General features: G+C 67.6%; 22 protein-coding genes and 2 tRNA genes. 9 read left to right on the top strand and 15 right to left on the bottom strand.

Annotated elements, in window-relative coordinates:
- The first annotated feature begins 314 nt into the window (after positions 1–314).
- Positions 315–698 (top strand): DUF4190 domain-containing protein, encoded by a 384-nt coding sequence (locus MAY35_RS23380; RefSeq protein WP_238421899.1) that lies wholly within the window; start codon positions 315–317, stop codon positions 696–698.
- A 24-nt stretch (positions 699–722) separates the two neighbouring features.
- On the opposite strand, the gene MAY35_RS13945 is transcribed toward MAY35_RS23380, so the two are convergent.
- From MAY35_RS13945 to MAY35_RS13970, 6 genes are read right to left on the bottom strand one after another with little or no spacing between them, the layout of a single operon-like run.
- A complete protein-coding gene (locus MAY35_RS13945; protein WP_238421900.1) occupies positions 723–1,547 on the bottom strand; it encodes an SDR family NAD(P)-dependent oxidoreductase in 825 nt (274 codons plus the stop codon).
- A 7-nt stretch (positions 1,548–1,554) separates the two neighbouring features.
- Positions 1,555–2,508 (bottom strand): alpha/beta hydrolase, encoded by a 954-nt coding sequence (locus tag MAY35_RS13950; protein WP_238421901.1) that lies wholly within the window; start codon positions 2,506–2,508, stop codon positions 1,555–1,557.
- On the bottom strand, positions 2,505–4,073 hold the full coding sequence (locus MAY35_RS13955; RefSeq protein WP_238421902.1) for an NAD(P)/FAD-dependent oxidoreductase: 1,569 nt from the start codon (positions 4,071–4,073) through the stop codon (positions 2,505–2,507). The genes MAY35_RS13950 and MAY35_RS13955 overlap by 4 nt, the downstream gene beginning before the upstream one ends.
- Positions 4,073–5,002: a ferritin-like domain-containing protein gene (locus tag MAY35_RS13960; RefSeq protein ID WP_238421903.1), complete on the bottom strand. Its 930-nt coding sequence runs from the start codon at positions 5,000–5,002 to the stop codon at positions 4,073–4,075. Before MAY35_RS13960 ends, MAY35_RS13955 begins: the two co-directional genes overlap by 1 nt.
- A 19-nt stretch (positions 5,003–5,021) precedes the next feature.
- The gene (locus MAY35_RS13965) at positions 5,022–5,837 is read right to left on the bottom strand and encodes an SDR family NAD(P)-dependent oxidoreductase (protein ID WP_238421904.1); all 816 of its coding nucleotides are present in this window, start codon (positions 5,835–5,837) and stop codon (positions 5,022–5,024) included.
- Entirely contained in the window at positions 5,834–6,514 is a 681-nt protein-coding gene (locus tag MAY35_RS13970; protein WP_238421905.1) for a hypothetical protein, read from the bottom strand. The genes MAY35_RS13965 and MAY35_RS13970 overlap by 4 nt, the downstream gene beginning before the upstream one ends.
- A gap of 178 nt (positions 6,515–6,692) precedes the next feature.
- On the opposite strand from MAY35_RS13970, the gene MAY35_RS13975 reads away from it, so the two are divergent.
- The 4 genes from MAY35_RS13975 (at position 6,693) to MAY35_RS13990 (ending at position 9,358) form a co-directional block, all read left to right on the top strand.
- On the top strand, positions 6,693–7,376 hold the full coding sequence (locus MAY35_RS13975) for a TetR/AcrR family transcriptional regulator (protein ID WP_238421906.1): 684 nt from the start codon (positions 6,693–6,695) through the stop codon (positions 7,374–7,376).
- A 43-nt stretch (positions 7,377–7,419) separates the two neighbouring features.
- Positions 7,420–7,683, top strand: coding sequence for a hypothetical protein (locus MAY35_RS13980; protein WP_238421907.1), 264 nt, complete (start codon positions 7,420–7,422; stop codon positions 7,681–7,683).
- Complete coding sequence (locus MAY35_RS13985; protein ID WP_238421908.1) at positions 7,673–8,521, top strand: SDR family NAD(P)-dependent oxidoreductase; 849 nt, start codon at positions 7,673–7,675, stop codon at positions 8,519–8,521. The genes MAY35_RS13980 and MAY35_RS13985 overlap by 11 nt, the downstream gene beginning before the upstream one ends.
- Before the next feature lie 117 nt (positions 8,522–8,638).
- Positions 8,639–9,358, top strand: coding sequence for a type 1 glutamine amidotransferase domain-containing protein (locus MAY35_RS13990; RefSeq protein WP_238421909.1), 720 nt, complete (start codon positions 8,639–8,641; stop codon positions 9,356–9,358).
- Between the two features lie 66 nt (positions 9,359–9,424).
- Here MAY35_RS13990 and rpsR read toward each other — a convergent pair whose 3' ends face one another.
- Genes rpsR through rpmB form a run of 4 tightly spaced genes read right to left on the bottom strand, consistent with a single transcriptional unit; the run spans position 9,425 to position 10,422 of the window.
- Positions 9,425–9,688: a 30S ribosomal protein S18 gene (gene rpsR / locus MAY35_RS13995; protein ID WP_238421910.1), complete on the bottom strand. Its 264-nt coding sequence runs from the start codon at positions 9,686–9,688 to the stop codon at positions 9,425–9,427.
- Positions 9,689–9,716: 28 nt separating this feature from the next.
- Positions 9,717–10,022 (bottom strand): 30S ribosomal protein S14, encoded by a 306-nt coding sequence (gene rpsN / locus MAY35_RS14000; protein WP_238421911.1) that lies wholly within the window; start codon positions 10,020–10,022, stop codon positions 9,717–9,719.
- Positions 10,022–10,186 carry a 50S ribosomal protein L33 gene (gene rpmG / locus MAY35_RS14005; protein WP_074852298.1) on the bottom strand — a complete coding sequence of 55 codons (165 nt, stop codon included), beginning with the start codon at positions 10,184–10,186 and terminating at the stop codon, positions 10,022–10,024. The genes rpsN and rpmG overlap by 1 nt, the downstream gene beginning before the upstream one ends.
- Positions 10,186–10,422 (bottom strand): 50S ribosomal protein L28, encoded by a 237-nt coding sequence (gene rpmB, locus MAY35_RS14010; protein WP_238421912.1) that lies wholly within the window; start codon positions 10,420–10,422, stop codon positions 10,186–10,188. Before rpmB ends, rpmG begins: the two co-directional genes overlap by 1 nt.
- A 198-nt stretch (positions 10,423–10,620) precedes the next feature.
- Here rpmB and mrf point away from each other — a divergent pair, with 198 nt between their 5' ends.
- The gene (gene mrf, locus MAY35_RS14015; RefSeq protein ID WP_238421913.1) at positions 10,621–11,877 is read left to right on the top strand and encodes a ribosome hibernation factor-recruiting GTPase MRF; all 1,257 of its coding nucleotides are present in this window, start codon (positions 10,621–10,623) and stop codon (positions 11,875–11,877) included.
- Between the two features lie 36 nt (positions 11,878–11,913).
- Positions 11,914–12,174: a type B 50S ribosomal protein L31 gene (locus MAY35_RS14020; protein WP_238421914.1), complete on the top strand. Its 261-nt coding sequence runs from the start codon at positions 11,914–11,916 to the stop codon at positions 12,172–12,174.
- Between the two features lie 83 nt (positions 12,175–12,257).
- On the opposite strand, the gene MAY35_RS14025 is transcribed toward MAY35_RS14020, so the two are convergent.
- Together MAY35_RS14025 and MAY35_RS14030 are read right to left on the bottom strand one after the other, a co-directional pair.
- Positions 12,258–13,571 carry a serine/threonine-protein kinase gene (locus MAY35_RS14025; RefSeq protein WP_238421915.1) on the bottom strand — a complete coding sequence of 438 codons (1,314 nt, stop codon included), beginning with the start codon at positions 13,569–13,571 and terminating at the stop codon, positions 12,258–12,260.
- A 30-nt stretch (positions 13,572–13,601) separates the two neighbouring features.
- Complete coding sequence (locus tag MAY35_RS14030) at positions 13,602–14,171, bottom strand: TetR/AcrR family transcriptional regulator (RefSeq protein ID WP_238421916.1); 570 nt, start codon at positions 14,169–14,171, stop codon at positions 13,602–13,604.
- 76 nt (positions 14,172–14,247) lie between these two features.
- Here MAY35_RS14030 and MAY35_RS14035 point away from each other — a divergent pair, with 76 nt between their 5' ends.
- Positions 14,248–14,814, top strand: a complete 567-nt coding sequence (locus tag MAY35_RS14035) for a dihydrofolate reductase family protein (protein ID WP_238421917.1) — start codon at positions 14,248–14,250, stop codon at positions 14,812–14,814.
- Between the two features lie 12 nt (positions 14,815–14,826).
- Here the strand turns inward: MAY35_RS14035 and MAY35_RS14040 are convergent, their stop codons facing one another.
- A complete protein-coding gene (locus MAY35_RS14040; protein WP_238421918.1) occupies positions 14,827–15,789 on the bottom strand; it encodes an NAD-dependent epimerase/dehydratase family protein in 963 nt (320 codons plus the stop codon).
- Positions 15,790–15,857: 68 nt separating this feature from the next.
- On the opposite strand from MAY35_RS14040, the gene MAY35_RS14045 reads away from it, so the two are divergent.
- Complete coding sequence (locus tag MAY35_RS14045) at positions 15,858–16,421, top strand: helix-turn-helix transcriptional regulator (RefSeq protein WP_238421919.1); 564 nt, start codon at positions 15,858–15,860, stop codon at positions 16,419–16,421.
- 71 nt (positions 16,422–16,492) lie between these two features.
- Here MAY35_RS14045 and MAY35_RS14050 read toward each other — a convergent pair.
- Positions 16,493–16,568: transfer RNA gene (locus MAY35_RS14050), tRNA-Ala, on the bottom strand.
- 61 nt (positions 16,569–16,629) lie between these two features.
- Positions 16,630–16,703: transfer RNA gene (locus MAY35_RS14055), tRNA-Ile, on the bottom strand.
- Positions 16,704–16,725: the final 22 nt, after the last annotated feature.

Genomic DNA, 16,725 nt, shown 5'->3' on the forward strand with positions numbered 1-16,725 from the left:
CTCCCGTTCCCTCTCGCACCGGCGGTCCCGCACCGGCCGCCGGTCCTCCCGGTCCCAGGCCGGGGGGTGCTGGTCCCGTCGCAGACCGGCCCCAGGGCGGCCCGGGCGCACCGGGCCCGCGACCGCCGGTTCCCGCCGGACCTCCCGGTCGTCGTCCGCCGCCCGGGCAGCGGCCGGGTCCGGCAGGTCCTCCGCTCGTCAAAGGTGTTGGCGCGCAAGGAAACCGACCGAGTCCGCCGGCAGATGGAGCCCGACCGGGTCAGGACGGCCCCGGGCCGGACGCCCGCACCACGCTGACAGTGGCCGGCGGTGGGGTGCCCACCGACCGTCCCGACAACGAGCCCACCCGCGTCGAGGAGCGGCCGACGGGCACCGACACTCCGACGAGTTTCACCCCGTCCACGCAGGCGTATTCCGCAGTTCCATCCACCAGCACGAATCCGGAGGACAACGTGGCTCCACAGTCCGGTGCCGGTCCGCGTATCAATCGGACCGCGTTGTGGGCGTTGGCGCTGTCGATCTTCGGGATCACCTTCATCGTCGGGCTCGTGCTCGGCTACCGCGCCCGCACCCAGATCCGGCAACGTCGCGAAGCGGGTCTCCCCTTCGCTACCGCCGCCATCTGGGTGGGCTGGGCGTATCTGGGGGTCTTCGTCTTCGGGTTGATCGTCTACGGCTGGATTCTGTTCGTCGCCTGACGGGTTCGTCGGGTCGGCCCCGATTCAGTCGGCACCCATCACCCGGGTGCCGAGCGCCATCACGCGGGTGACCGCGGCCGGCGCCAGTCGCTTGGCGCGCCAAGCGATCTTGGCGTCGATCTGCGGCATCACGTAGAGGCGGCCCCGATCGTTGGCGGCGAGGGCCTTCCGCACGACGACCTCCGGCGTCATGCCCGTCTCGACCCGCTTGGCGGCGAACTCCGCCGGGCCGGGGGCTATCCGTCCGTCGCGGGCCACGTTGGTCGCCACGAACGTGGGACAGACCACTGTCACCGCGATTCCGGTACCGGCCATCTCGGCGGCGAGGGTCTCCGAGAGGGACATGACCCCGGCTTTGCTGACGCAGTACGGCCCCATCACCGGGGCCGAGTTGAACGCCGCCGCCGACGCGACGTTGATGATGCCCGCCCGGGACTGGGTCCGCAGGAGCGGCGCGAACACCTCGCACCCGTGGATCACGCCGAACAAATTGATGCCCACCACCCAGTTCCAGTCGTCGAGGCCGATGTCGCCGACCCTCCGACCACCCGCACCGACCCCGGCATTGTTGACGAGGAGGTCGGGGTTCTGGCCGAAGTACTGCTGCGCCGCGCTCGCCAATGCCTCGACGTCGTCGTACCGCGCGACATCGCACTCGACGGCCCGCGCGAAGCCCCCGGACTCCTCGACCCTCGCGACCGTCTCACGCGCGCGGTCGAGCGAGAGGTCGGCACAGAGCACCGCCCCGCCGCGCTGAGCCAGTTCGAGCGCGAACGCCCGTCCGATGCCGCTTCCCGCGCCGGTGACGACCGCGCGGGACGACCTGGAGATGGACCGATCGAGAAACATGTGCCTGTCATCCTCGCTGCGCGGCCGAGGTGCTCGCGAGCGCCTCGACGATGAATGTCGCGGCCGCTCGCAATGCGGCTGCCGCCTCGGGGATACGCGTCGACGCCTGGAACACGTGCGCCTGACCGGGCCACACCTGCAAGATGCCGGCTGTCCCGGTCGCCGAGATCGAGCGATGCAGGTGCCTCGCATCGGCCTGCAGCATCTCGTTGGCCCCGGTCTGGATGAACGTGGGCGGGAATCCGTCGACGTCGTCGAACGTGAACGCGATCCGTGGGTCGGCGGGATCGGTGTCGCCGACGTACAAGCCGATCAGGCGCCGACAGTCCGCCGCGGTGGTCAGTGGATCCGGGGTCAGCGTCTCCTGCTCGGTGGCCAGCCCCAGCGTGAGATCGATCAGCGGGGAGAAGAGGACGAGGCCCGCGGGTGTGCGCGACCCGGAACGGACGAGTTGCAGCGCCAGGTCGACGCACAGATGCGCTCCGGCCGAATCACCGGCGACGATCACCTCGTCCGGCTTGTCGACGCTGCCGCGTCCGAGCACGAAATCGTATGCGGCGCGGACGTCCTCGGTGGCAGCCGGGAACGGGTGTTCCGGCGCGAGACGGTAGTCGACCGAGAACACCGGCAGCCCGGTGCGGTCCGACAACCGCGACACCAGCGCGCGGTGGCTCCGTGCGGAGAGCAGCACGAAGGCACTGCCGTGCACGTAGAGGATGACCGGACCGTCTCGACGAACGCCCGGTGCCGCAACCCATTCGCCTCGAACGGGGCCGTTGTGCACCGATTCGATCCGGGTACCCGGAACCACCCGGTCGAGGGTGCTGGGCGCGGCGACGATCGCACGCAAAGCGGCGACACCTGTGCGCGACAGGGGAAGTCGTCGCATGAGCGGCCGGACGGTGAGCCGCGTCAGCATCTGCTCGCGCCGCGCCGGGGCGGAGGCGGGGGGCAGGGTCACCTCGGATCGACCCCGTCTGTGGTGCGCCCGTCCATGGTGTCCCCGCCGACCCGGCCGGTGATGGCGAGCTCGAGGTCCCCCGAGGCCACGTAGTCGTGGAGATCGATGTCGGCCAGCATCTTCCGGAACGTCGTGGCGAAGCCGGGGTACATCGTCGCGTTGAACCCGTCTTCGGTGAGATACCAGCTGCGGCATCCACCGCTGTTCCACGTGGTCCCGGCGAGCCGTTCCTGCAACTCGGAGTTGAACTCCGCCTGCGCTCGTGGATCGACATCCAGCCAGGTGAGGCGCCGATTCGTCATCACCGAGATCAGCTCGACCGCGTAGTCGATCTGCGCTTCCATGTAGACCAACGCCGAAGTGTGACCCGGACCGGCGTTGGGGCCGAAGGTGAAGAACAGGTTGGGATATCCGGACACATTGACGCTCTTGTAGGCGAACGCGCCGCGCGCCCACTCCTCGTTCAACGACCGTCCTCCCCTACCCGTGATCTCGATCGGCGGGGAGGTCTTGGTGACCTCGTAACCGGTGGCGCAGATGATGACATCCGCCCGGTGCTCGACACCCTCGCACGTCATGACCCCCGACTCCCCGATTCTCGCGATCGGCCAGGTCACCAGCTGACAGTTGTCGGCCTGGAGCGCGCGCAGATAGTCGTCGGAGACGAGCATGCGCTTGCACCCGGGTCGGAAGTCAGGGGTGAGAAGGCGTCGGAGCCACGGGTCCGTCACCTGTGACCGCAAGAAGATCTTGCCTGCCAGGGAGAGCACGGAGGTCAGCACCGTGTTCCACACGAGTCCGAGCGCGCTGAGCTCGGTGATCCGGAACAGCGCCGATCGGGTGAGTCGTCGGAGAATGGGCAGTGCGGCGAACACGCGCGCGATCGCCGGTGGGGTGTCCACGTTGTAGCGGGGCAGCACCCAACCGGCCGTGCGCTGGTAGACAACGACTTTCGCCGCCTGTCGCACCAGGTGCGGAATCAGTTGCACGGCTGTCGATCCCGTTCCGATCACGGCAACGGTCTTGCCCGTCAGGTCCTGGTCGGGATTCCATCGTGCCGCATGGACGACCTCGCCCCCGAAGTCCTCCAACCCGTCTATCGGAGGCAACGCCGGGTTGGCCAGCGGTCCGTAGGAAGCGATGACGTTCCGCGCCCGGAACACACCCTGATTCGTCGTGACCCGCCAGATGCCGTCGTCGTCGCCGAAGCGCAGCGCCGAGACATCGTGACCGAACCTCACGAAGCGGCGGACGTCTCGCTTCTCGACGACGTCCAGGATGTAGTCCTGGATCTCGGCGCCGTCGGCGTACAGCTTGCTCCAGGTCCGCGGTTCGAACGAGTACGAGTAGAGCAACGACGGAACATCGCACGCCACACCCGGATACACGTTGTCGCGCCACGTGCCGCCGACCTCGTCACCGCGCTCGAGCACGACGAAGTCGTCGATCCCCCGTTCGCGGAGCCTGATCGCGGCCCCGATGCCCGAGAACCCGGCGCCGATCACCAGCACCGTGTACACGCGCCCGGCCGCGTCGTCGTCGCGCACCGCGTCCGCCGCCGGCATCAGTCGGTGGTCCGATACGTCAGCTCGTGAGACCACGTCGGCCGGGCCGGCCACTTGCGACGCGGGATCCGATGGGCGTAACCGATCATCGCCGACTCGACCCGTGACCACACCGGGTGGCGCTCCATCACCAGCCGCGAATATCCGCGGACGATCTTGTAGTACCGGTTGGACTCCAACCGGGGATCGCGCTCGCCCGCCTTGCGATAGCGGTCCATCGCAACCGACAGTCGATCACCGTCGAGCCCCATCGCATACAGCTCCTCACGCATGCTCCCGATGATGGGGAGCGTGGCGATGACGCTGCGCAGGGACACGACCCGCATGCTGTAGGCGAGCTTGAACAACACGAGCGCCGTGCGCCGGGCCCGTGCACCCGAGAGCATTCCCATCACGTGGAAACCCACTGCGAGATGGCGTGATTCGTCGGCGTTGATCTTGTTGAGGACGACCTTCAGCAGTGGGTCCTCGACCTCGTCGGTCAAGAACTTCAACAACGCACCGTCGAGTGCGACCTCCAGCATCGGGATGATGGTGGCCTGGTACTCGAACGGCGCGGTGTCGGCCATCTTGTCCATCGTGTCCAGCGAATGCGAGATCATCACACCGGGCAGCGGGATCTCCCCCTCCTCGAGGAGGTTCCACCGCTTCATCAGTGCGAGTTCGGCATTGGCGTGCTTCTGTTCTTCGGCGTGGAAGTACCGGTAGATCTCCTTGAGTTCCTCGGTCGGTGCATGCAACGCCAGCCCCGCGAAGGCGCGGGCGCCGACATGCTCGATCCACATGAGATCCGACATGAACGCCTTGAGGTTGTCCCGCTGGTCGTCGCGGATGAGATCCGCGCCTGGCGCATCCCAGTCGATGTCGCTCAGCATCCACTGACGGGCTTTGATCGTGGCCAGCGTGTCGGCCAGATTCAGGTTCGTCACGACCGCTCTCCTCTCGTGTTCACGACGTCCGACTGCGTTCGAGGTAGGCGCGCCGCTGGGCCGGATCGAACGCGCCGTACTCGGCGCCTCCGACGAAACGCTTGAGGCGCCACATGATCGACGAGGGAATCACTTCCTCGAAGATCCCCATCGGGGCGAGGTACCGAGGCACCGTGACCTCCCCGCGGGTGTGTGTCGCGCTGGCGACGATGGCGGCCGCGACCTGCTCCGGTTGCAGCGTCGGCTGGAGGCGCAGGCGGACGCCGGCGGTCAGCTCGGTGTTCGTCGCCGCGGGCATCACTGTCGTGAGGGTCACCCCGGTGCCGGCCAGCTCCGCGCGTATCGCCCGGTCGAGCGCAACGACGCCGAACTTCGACGCGCTGTACGTGGCGATCCCCGGCGTCGTGATCTTGCCCGCCATCGACGACACGTTGACCACGTGTCCGCGTCCACGCCGGACCATTTCCGGTAGCACCAGGTGGGTCCCGGTCAGGACCGCACCGAGGTTGATGGCCAGCTCGCGCTGCAGGGCCTCCAGATCCTGATCGACGAAACGCCCCATGTGCTGGATGCCGGCGTTGTTGACGAACATGTCGATGGGCCCGCGCTCGGAGACCGTACCGACGAAGTCCTTGAACGAGGTCTCGTCCGTGACGTCGAGGTGCAACGCATTCACTCTGCGTCCCAGAGACTTCGCGGTCTCGGTTGCCGCGGCGAGGTCGCGATCGCCGATCCAGACCGTTGCACCGCGCTCGGCCGCCGCGGCCGCGGTGGCCGCTCCGATTCCCCGTGCGCCCCCGGTGATGCACACCTGGGCGCCGGCCAGCGCGATCACAGCGGGCTTCCCACGGGATGGCGCAGCGCGAAATAGGCGATGAGGCGGGGACCGCCGGCTGCGGTGAGCAACAGAGCGCGGCCGAGATACACACCCGGGACCAGTTCGACGATCTCGTCCCGGGTCTTGCGGATGGGAAAGGTCCGGACGCCGGGGTTCTTGTACTCCGCGACGCCGTAGTCGAGGGCCCGCACCTGCACACGGGGTTCGATCAACCCCTGACTCGGCCCGTGATCGAAGTGGAAACCCTCCATCTCACGACCGACGAGCCGAAGCCCCGTGTAACCGAAGGTGATGATCGGCATGACAACCGCCGCGATGGGCGACAGGCGGTTGAGCCCGGTCCCGGCCGCGAGGTCGAAGCTCTTGCCACGCCAGGTGGGGTCGATCTTCATGAGCGGGTTCGCCAGCCGGGCCTCCGGGATGCCGAAGAGCTTGCCCACGATCAGGCCCTCGAGCTTGCCGTCGAGATTCTCCGGTTCGGTACCGGCGCCGAACAGCAACGACAACGAGTCGCGATCCTGCCGGTCGCCGAGCTCCCGGACGAAGTCCCAGGTGTCGATGCGCGCGCGTCCCGGGCTGTGTTCGGCGAGGGCCCGCAACTCGGCCAGTACGCCGAGGGCCGTCTCACTCGGGTCGTAGCCGACGGCGGCCGTGTCTCTCAATTCCGCACTCATGGGTTGCCCTCCGAGGTGTGTTCGGTCCCGCGCCGGTGCAACGGTCGGCCGACACTGCCGGCTCGTCGTACCGAATCAGGTACTTTCTGGTACCACTTCGTACTGGTACGGCACTGTGCCAGATTCGCCGATGCCCTGTCAACGACGCGGCGAGAAGGGTCGATGCCAAGATGAACGGGTGAAGACCACGAGCCCGGACCGCAGCTATGGGGGTCGGTCCGCGCCCGAACGGACCGCGCGACGGCGGGCCGCCCTCGTCGACGTCGCCATCACCGCGATGTCCGAGAGCCGGTGGCGGTCGGCGACCGTGGCGAGCCTGTGCGTCGAGGCGCAGCTCAACAAGCGCTACTTCTACGAGAGTTTCGACGATCTGGACGCGTTGGCGAGGGCGGTGATCGACGACATCTCCGCAGAGGTCACGGAGGCGGCCGTCGTCGCGTATGTGGCTGCGCTGCAACGGCCTCAGCCCGAACAGGCACGACTCGCCGTCGACGCCATCATCGGTGTGCTCGGTACCGACCGTCGCAAGGCCCGCGTCCTGCTCGGCGGCGCGGCCGGTACCGCGGCGGTCGACGCACGGCGCACCGACGCCATCGAAGGCCTGACCGAGGTGCTGATCGACCACGCGCGCACCATCCACGACGTCCGCCTCGAGGCCGACTCGCTCGCGCAGACCGCGCCGGCATTCGTCATCGGCGGCACCGCGCAGGCGATCCTGTCCTGGGCGGAGGGAGCTCTGCGGGTGACCCGGGAGCAACTCGCCGACGACCTGGCCTCGCTGTGGATGACCCTGGGGACGTCGGCTGCGGAGATCGCCCGCACACGGTTGGAAGAGTCCTCGGGATCCAGCGACCCGGTCTGATCGGCCGGGTGTCAGATGCGCCTGTTTCGGGCATGGTGGAGACATGCCGGACAACGAAGATCCCAGTAACGAACCCACGTGGACCACGACCGACGACGAGGTGAGAACCGACCCGGACATGCGGAGCGACCCCGACGAGGAGCGCGGACCGTCCTCGGCTCTGCCCACCGCGGGGGACACCGAGATCGGCGAGACCGAACGCATCCGGGAAGACAAGGCCTCCTACGACGGCGCACAACCACCGGCGGACCACACCGACGAGGGTCACGCGGTCGGCGGATCGGAGGGCACCACCGATGGCCAGTGATCAACCGGCAGGACAGAAGCGGACGATCGTCATCACCGGTGCCAGTGACGGTATCGGCGCCATCGCCGCACGCGAACTCGCAGGCCCCGACACCGAGCTCGTCGTCGTCGGCCGGTCCGCGAAGAAGCTCGCACCCGTGGCGGCCGACACCGGCGCCCAGCAGTTCACGGCCGACTTCTCCCGGCTCTCCGAGGTGCGCGATCTCGCCGACGCCATCAACTCCGCGGTCGGCCGCATCGACGTGCTGATGAACAACGCGGGCGGCACCTTCGACCACAAGCAACGGACCCATGACGGTCACGAGCCGAACTTCCAGATCAATCATCTGGCCCCGTTCCTGCTCACCCACCTCGTCCGCGACCGTCTCGTCGCGGCCGACGGGTCGCTGGTGTTGAACACGTCCAGCGTCGGCAACCTCGCCGGCGACGTCGACCTCGACGACCTCGACTACAAGAAGCGCAAAGCGCTGTTCATGCGGCCGTACGGCTCGGGCAAGCTGATGAACATCATGTTCACGCGCGGCATCGCAAAACGGTGGATCGGCGACAAGATCTATTCCGCCGCAGTGCATCCGGGTCCTGCTGCAACGAGTTTCGGCCGTGACTCACGATTCGTCGGACTCGCCTACCGCTCACCGCTGACCAAATTGGTCACCATCACTCCCGACCAGGGCGCCGCTCCCCTCATCGCCCTCGCCGAACGTGGGGCGGATCCCTCACTCAACGGCGTGTATTTCAGTCGGCACAAGGCCAACGGCCTCGAGAATCCCCAGGCCAAGAACCAGGGGCTGATCGACGGGTTGTGGAAGCGCTCGGCGGAACTCACCGGACTCGCGTGACCGGACGGCAGTGCTGGACAGCGCATCTCGGCCGAACAGCGCATCTCGGCTGAACAGACCATCTCGAGGCGGTCGGTCCGATCGGATCACCGCCGCCGAAAGAAGGAGAACAGCAGCATGACTCGAAACATTCTCTTCATCATGACCGGCGCCGACACCTGGACGCTCAACGACGGGTCGGGCCACAAGACCGGGTTCTGGGCCGAGGAGGCCGTCGCACCTCTCGAGGTGTTCCGTGCGGCCGGGTATCAGGTGACGGTCGCGACGCCGGGCGGTGTCCGTCCGCCCGTCGACGAGGGCAGCCTGAGCGTGGACAGCATCGGCACGCCCGAGCGGGCAGCCGAGATCCGTCACGTCGTCGAGACCGCACCCGAGCTGGCGAAGCCGATCGCGCTGTCGGACGTCCGCATCGCCGACTACGACGCGGTGTTCGTCCCGGGCGGCCACGGTCCGATGGAGGACCTGGCCGTCGACGCCGATGCCGGTGCTCTGTTGATCGCGGCCGACGATGCCAAGCTGCCCCTCGGGGTGGTGTGTCACGGACCCGCGATCCTGCTGGCCGCGACCGACGACGACGGCGTCAACAAGTTCGCGGGCCGAACCGTCACCGGCTTCAGCAATGCGGAGGAAGAACAGGCCGGTCTGGCCGACAAGGCGCCGTGGCTGCTCCAGGACCGACTCACCCAGGCGGGCTTCAAGGTCACGCTCGGCGAACCGTGGTCGGTGCATGTCGAAGCCGACGGCAACCTGTTGACCGGGCAGAACCCCGCGTCGTCGGAGTCGCTGGCGCGCACCCTCCTCGACCGGCTGGAAAACGTACCCCAGGGTTCCAAGTAACCTGTCGTCGGACAGCAACGCCCGCTCCTCGCGGAGCGGGCGTTGTGCTGTCCGGGGTCGGTGACGTCAGTGTCGGGAGTCGTAGGGCAGCAACGCCATCTCCCGTGCGTTGCGGATGGCGGTCGCGACCTGTCGCTGCTCCTGCGGTGACAAGCCCGTGAGCCGCCGGCTCCGGATACGGCCCTTGTCCGACAGGAACTGCCGCAGCAGTGCCACGTCCTTGTAGTCGACGGGGTTGCGTCCGTCGACGCGAATACCCTGTGCGGCAAGCAGATTACGTTTGCGCTTCGACGGCTCTTCGTCGCGTCGGCGGATCTTCCGGTTGGCCATGTCTACTCCCTGCTCCGGTTGTTCGAGCTCACCAGCTGGACTTCTGGATGCCCGGCAGCTCACCGCGGTGAGCCATCTCGCGGAACCGTACGCGCGACAGCCCGGCCTTCCCGATGTACCCCCGAGGACGTCCGTCGACGGCATCTCGGTTGCGCAGTCGGGTCGGACTCGCGTTGCGCGGCAACCGCTGTAAGCGCAGCTGTGCTTCCGCTCGCTGCTCTGGGGTCGACTCCGGTGACGCGATGGCGCGCTTGAGTTCGGCGCGGATGTCGGCGTAGCGCGCGACCACCTCACGTCGTTGCTCGTTGCGGGCGATCTTCGACTTCTTGGCCATCAGCGGTCCTCCTTGAAATCTACGTGGGCGCGGGCGATGGGGTCGTATTTGCGGAGCACCATGCGGTCTGGGTCGTTCCGCCGGTTCTTGCGGGTGACGTAGGTGTATCCGGTGCCCGCGGTCGAGCGCAGCTTGATGATCGGCCGGATCTCGTTGCGCGCCATCAGACCTTCTCTCCGCGAGCACGGATCGTGCGGAGGACCGATTCGATCCCGTGCTTGTCGATGGTGGAGATCCCCTTGGCGCTGACTCGCAACGTCACATAGCGACCCTCACTCGGCACGTAGTAGCGGCGCCGCTGGATGTTCGGGTCCCACCGGCGCGACGTCCGCTTGTGCGAATGCGACACCTGTTTTCCGAACCCCGGTTGCCGGCCGGTGACCTGGCACCTCCTGGACATGCTGCCCTCCTTATCGACAATGATTGGCATTAACTGAACGGCCACGGTACCGTTGACGGAGCTCAAATGGAAATCATTCCCAATAGAACGGAGGGTGGTCGTGATCGACGAGGGACCCGCGTACCGTCCGGACAACACCATCGACGGTCGGACGCCAGTCATCTGGTCACCGGACTCGACGCGTCATCGGTCCACCGCGTGGGCGACGCACTCGAGGCCGGCGGCATCCGCGGAGGCAGCGTGCAGGTGCATCACGACCTCACGCAGGTCGAGGATGGCCGCGTCGTCCGCACGCTGAGCTGGCGCGGCACCGATGGTCGGAGCCACCACGACGTCTGCATCGTCGAACTCGCCCACGGATGCATCTCCTGCACGCTGCGTGAGGATCTGCTCCCCCTGCTCCGCCGCCTCCATCGCCGGCCCTCGGTGCACCGGATCGTCCTGACCCTCGACCCGATCCTGGAACCCGAGCAGGTCGCCTGGTCGATCGACAACGTCATCGTCTCGGACATGCCCGGCTTCGACGACGGCCCGGCATCGACCGAGGTACGCGTCGACGCCACCATCGCCTGTGTGGCAGAGGATGATTGGTTGACCTCCGCGACCGGTGACCTGTCGCTCGCGGAGGGTGGCCACATCGCGCTGGACGACGACCGCACCCTGGCGCAGGTCGCCGTCGGTCAGGTGGCCTTCGCCGACGCCCTGATCGTCGCGGCGTGTGATCCCACGTTCCGCGATGCGTGGCAGTCGGCGCGCCTCGTGGCGGTCCTCAAACGGTTGGCGCCGAATGTCCCGATGATGTTCGAGCTCCCCCGGCGCCCGGTGACATCTGTACTCGCCGAGCAACTCCTGGCAGCGGTGCGCCCGAACGGACGGCGCGGTCGCGTCGACGACCCACACGATCCGCTGTTGCCGGGTGAGCCACCGCTCGACTCCGACTGCGGGGTCTCGTGGGTCGAGTTCGCCAGCGACCGTCCGTTTCACCCCGGTCGCTTCCACGACGCGATCGACGCGCTGCTCGACGGTGTCGTCTGTTCACGCGGGCGGCTCTGGGTGGCCACGCAACCGGACGAGGCGCTGTGGTTGGAGTCCGCGGGAGGCGGCCTGCGCGTGGCGCACGGCGGTCCCTGGCTCGCGGCGATGGCCGAGGACGAGTTGGCGCGGGTGCCGGCCGAGCGGCGGGCCATGGGCGCGCTGCGGTGGGACGAGACCTTCGGCGACCGGCACACCTCGATCGTCGCGCTCGTTCACTCCGGCGATCCCGCCGAGATCGAGGAAGCGCTCCGGTCGGCCTGCCTGAACGAGGTCGAATTCGCTGCTGGACAACAGTTCTGGTCCACCTTCGACGACCCGTTCGGGGAGTCCCACGCGGACCCGTGCGACGACCTCGAGCTCACCGAGCCGACGGTGGACGCGGTGCGCGGCATCGACTCCCCCGACCCCCGCGACAACTGACGACACACCGCTCACCATCAACCGGAAGGCCGATCCATGAAAAAGGGCATTCATCCCGACTACCACCCCGTCGTCATCCGCGACGGTTCCACCGGCAAGGAGTTCCTGACGCGCTCGACCGCCACGTCGTCGGCCACCGTGACGTGGTCCGACGGCAACGTCTACCCGCTCATCACCGTCGATGTGACCAGTGATTCGCACCCGTTCTACACCGGCGTCAACACGATCCCCGACGTCGCCGGCCGGGTCGAGAAGTTCCGCCGACGGTATGCGCATCTGGAGCGCGACAAGTCCTGACCGTCCACCGCTCACCACTTCCGTTCGCGCTCACCCTTTTTCGATGAGCGTGAGCGGATTGTGTGGGCGTGTCGCCGAGCTCGTCAGTTCTTGTCCGGCTTCGGTTTTCCGTTGCCGTTTCCGCTGTTCCCGTTTCCACCGTTGCCGTTTCCCCCGTTGCCGTTTCCCCCGCCCCGTCCGGGGTTGCCGCGGTCATCGCCGCCGCCTGCGGGAGCGGGTGCGGGTTGTTCGACGGTGGGCTGCGGGATCTGAGCCGGGGTGTCGACCCCTGTCACCGGAGGTGGCACGGTGGTGGCCAGCGTGGATTCGGCTGCCGGGGTCGACGCCGGTGCGTCGGTCGCCGGAGCCGGTCCGTCGTCGCCCGTGGAGTTCGTCACCAGCGCGATGGCGACGAGCACGACCGCCAGGAGCGCGACCACACCGCCGAGCAGCGCCAGCGAGGTGCGACGCGACGGCCGTGATGGATTCCCCATCGGTTGCAAGCCCGCGGGTGGCGCGAGGTTCGCTTGCGTCGCCAACGGGGCGGTCATCGCCGCGGTGGGACGCGAGTCGGTCGAGTTCGACGGCACTACAGGAGGAATGGCGGCTGCGGGGTCAGGAGTCCGCAGCGCCGCCATCATGGACGCCGCGGTCGGAAAGGGCGGATCGTCCTGCCCCGGTCTCATCGCCCGGTCGATCGTCTCGCGCAGTTCGGACGGAAGGTCGGGTCGGATCTGTACCAGCGGCGGAGGTGGCGCGTGCAGGATCGCGTAGGCGACGGCAGCGGGATTGTCCTGACCGTAGGCCCGGTGCCCGGTCAGTGCCTCGTAGGCGACCACCGCGACAGCGTAGAGATCGTCGGCCGGCGTGGCAGCCCGGCCGAGTACGCGGTGAGGACTCAGGTAACCGATGGTGCCGACGACGTCACCCGTCGCGGTGTGTGCCATGCCTGCGGTCTTGGCGATGCCGAGATCGGCGACCTTGACCCGGTCGTCGGCAACCAGCAGGTTCGCCGGCTTGACGTCGCGGTGGAGGACTCCGGCGGCGTGCGCCGCGGCAAGCGCAGCGAGAACGTCGTCGACGAGAGACCTCACCTGCCGAGGCGGCAGGGGTCCCGCGGCCATCAGATCTTGAGCCGTGGCGCCGCTGAGGCGCTCCATGACGATGTACGGGGTGCCTCCGTGGTCGCCGTAGTCGTACACGGCCACGATGTTGGGGTGGTTGAGCGCGGCAGCGGCTCGCGCCTCCCCGGCGAAGCGGTCCTGATCGGTCGGCGCGGACTCGCTTCCCAGGCGCAACAGCTTGATCGCCACGGGTCGGTGCAGCGTGCGGTCCCAACCGTCGTGGACGACCGCCATGCCTCCACGGCCGAGGATCCCCCGGAGCTCGTAGCGTCCGTCCAGTAGGTCGCCGTCCACGGATCCACGGTAGCGGGCCAGTCGGCTGCGTCAGTCCGGTAGCAGCCGGTCGGCGAGGGTTCGCACGATGTCGTCGACGGGTTCGTCCGGCAGCAGGGGCCCGGTCAGCTGGTCCAGCAGGAGGCCGTCGACCGCGAAGTGGAAAAGGGCTATCTCCCGCGCGGTTCCCGGCAGGCCGGCCTGCTCGTTGAAGGCCACGTCCCCGGCGAACCCGGTACGACGCCATTCGACGATGATCTCCCCGACCTCGGGGCGCCGCATCCCTTCGAGCCGGAGTTCGATCAGCGCGATGGTGACCTCCCGGTTGTCCATGAGCCGCTGCACGATGTTGCGGAGGTACTCGGCGAACAGTTCCCGCGTGGGTTCGCGACCGGCCCGTTCCGCGATGAAGGACTCACTGGGCGCCAGACGCTCGTAGATGCGCTCGACCAGCCCTTTCCACAACGCGGACCGGCTACGGAAGTAGTTCGTCGTCGTACCCGCCGGGACTTCGGCAGTTCGGTCGACGGCGCGGTGGGTGAGTCCGCGTGCACCGGAGGCGGCGAGGACCGCAAGACCTGCATCGGCAATCGCGCGTCGGCGCTCCTCGTTCCGGGCCACGGATGAACGATAGCGCAACCACTACATGTGATGTAGTTTCTCAATCACTACATCTGAAGTGATTGGAGATCGTCATATGCGTGAACTCGTGTACTACGTGGCCGTCAGCCTCGACGGCTACATAGCGGGACCTGCGGGCCAGTACGACGCCTTCCTGTTCGAGGGCGACCACATGGAGGCGATCAACAAGGACTACTCCGACACGCTCCCGACGCATTTCGCCGCCGCGCTGGGAGTCGTCCCACGCGGCGACCGATTCGACACGGTCCTGATGGGTGCCGACACCTATGCGGCCGGTCTGCCCGACATCGTGAGTCCGTACCAGCATCTGGACCAGTACGTGTTCACCCACCGCCCCCACGATCCGGCCGACGGGGTGACGTTCACCGAGCGCGACCCCATCGACGTCGTCACCGAGTTGAAAGGTGCGGAGGGCAAAGACATCTGGTTGTGCGGCGGGGGACGTCTCGCCGGCCAGCTGATCGGTGAGATCGACCGGTTCGTGCTCAAGCGTCAACCCGTGCTGTTCGGTGCCGGTATCCCGCTCATCGCCCCCGGGACCTACGCGCCTCGACGGTTCGATCGTGTGAGCACCCGGGAGTTCGACTCCGGGGTCTCGTTCGTGGAGTACGTCGCGGTCTAATCATGTCCGTGGTCAGAGGACCGCGAGCGCGTCGTCGAGCGAGACGAGATCGGCCATCGTCACCGCAGTCCGCCACGACGAATCGCGCAGCTCTGTCGCAGCGCGGATGGCGGCCAGCGCCGTCAACCGACCTGTCGCCTCGGACTGTCCTGTACCGCATGCGTGTCGACGTTCACCGGACCGGCGGTTCTCGGCGATGACGTGCCAGGCGTCGGACCCAAGAGGAGGCACCCACGTCAGGGTGCTTCGCAACACCGGCACCCGACCGATCAGACCCAACGCCGCGGTCATCGGTGCGGAGGTGAGGGTGAGATACGAGCGAATCGCCCCGGGCTTGTCGTCGAGCAGGACATGATCGGGGAAGTCCGCGCGTAGATAGCGCCTGGTGCGTCCGTCAGATCCTTTGGCGCGCCGGGTCTCACCGAGGTTGCGCACCGGCCGCCCTTCGGGCGGGTGGTGGACATCGGTGCCGACCAGACCGACCGTCCAGGCGACCGCCGCCGGGCCGTGCTTCTCGCCCGCCCCGAGCATCACGAGCACATCGATGTCATCGCCGGTGTGCGAGTCGAGCGCAGCGGCCAGGATCGTGCTGAGCCCGGGCGCGAGGCCTGCCCCCAGAACGACTGGTCCGATCGTCGCCGTACGCAAGGCGTCGAGGTAGGCCCCCGATGCCGAGATGTCGACCAGTGGCGTGGGTCCGGTGGCGGTGGCGAGCTCCGGACGTTCGATCCCGGAAGCGTTGATGACGACGTCGTGTCGCGCTGCGAGGCGGTGAAGTTCCGTCAGGTCGCCACGGAGATCGATCCGGGCGTCACCGGTCGCCGTGCGACTCGTCGCGGTCACGACATGGCCGGCGTCCACCAGCTCCCGGGCGACGACGGTGCCCACCGCACCGCGCCCACCGAGGAGCAGGATTCGCCGCTTCTCGGTCGATATGTCCATTCCGACGTCGTGCGCGTCGTTCCCTCTACCCATGGAGACCATGCTCTGGGACCACGATCACGAACGGCGAGTGCTTTTGCAGGATCTGCAAAGATGACGCCATGACCGCGGACCTGACCGAGCTGATCAGCGCGATCGGTCCACGTCTTCGCATGCTCCGCCTCGCGCGGGCGCTCACGCTGACCGCTGTCGCCGAGGAGTCGGGACTGTCCATCAGCACACTCTCCCGGGTGGAGACCGGGAATCGGCAGCCGACGCTCGACGTCCTGCTCCCCCTCGCGAAGGTGTATCGGGTCTCGCTCGATCAACTCGTCGACGCACCGCCCACGGGTGATCCTCGAGTGCATCTCGAACCGAGGTCGGTGGCGTCCGGGGGTGTCATCGTGCCACTCACCGGCTACCCGGGGCGGGTACGGGCGTTCAAGCACGTCCTCGGCCCACGCGAGCCGCACCTCGTCACCCATGAGGGGCACGCCTGGCTCTATGTGCTCGCCGGGCGACTGCGCCTACTTCTCGCCGACGCCGAGCACGTCCTGGAACCCGGCGAGACGGCCCAGTTCGATCCCATCACTCCGCACTGGTTCGGCCCGGCCGACGACAGCCCCGTCGAGATCCTGCATCTCTTCGGTCCACATGGTGACCGGCCGGCTGTGCGGCTGGAATGACTGTCGACGATCGTAGAGACGCCGAAGGCGACGAGCAGCTAGTCGAGCCGCGTCGTCGCCTTCGGTGAAAGTGGTGGAGCCTAGGAGATTCGAACTCCTGACATCTGCCTTGCAAAGGCAGCGCTCTACCAACTGAGCTAAGGCCCCGTGCCGTACCGGATCGGTTCGGCGGGATGCGAATTCCGATGTCCGAAAACATCTGTCGCAGTGGGCCTAGGAGGACTTGAACCTCCGACCTCTTCGTTATCAGCGAAGCGCTCTAACCGCCTGAGCTATAGGCCCTTGAACCGAGGAGTGAGATTAC

This window comes from Gordonia sp. 'Campus' (assembly GCF_022206305.1).
Lineage (GTDB): Bacteria > Actinomycetota > Actinomycetes > Mycobacteriales > Mycobacteriaceae > Gordonia.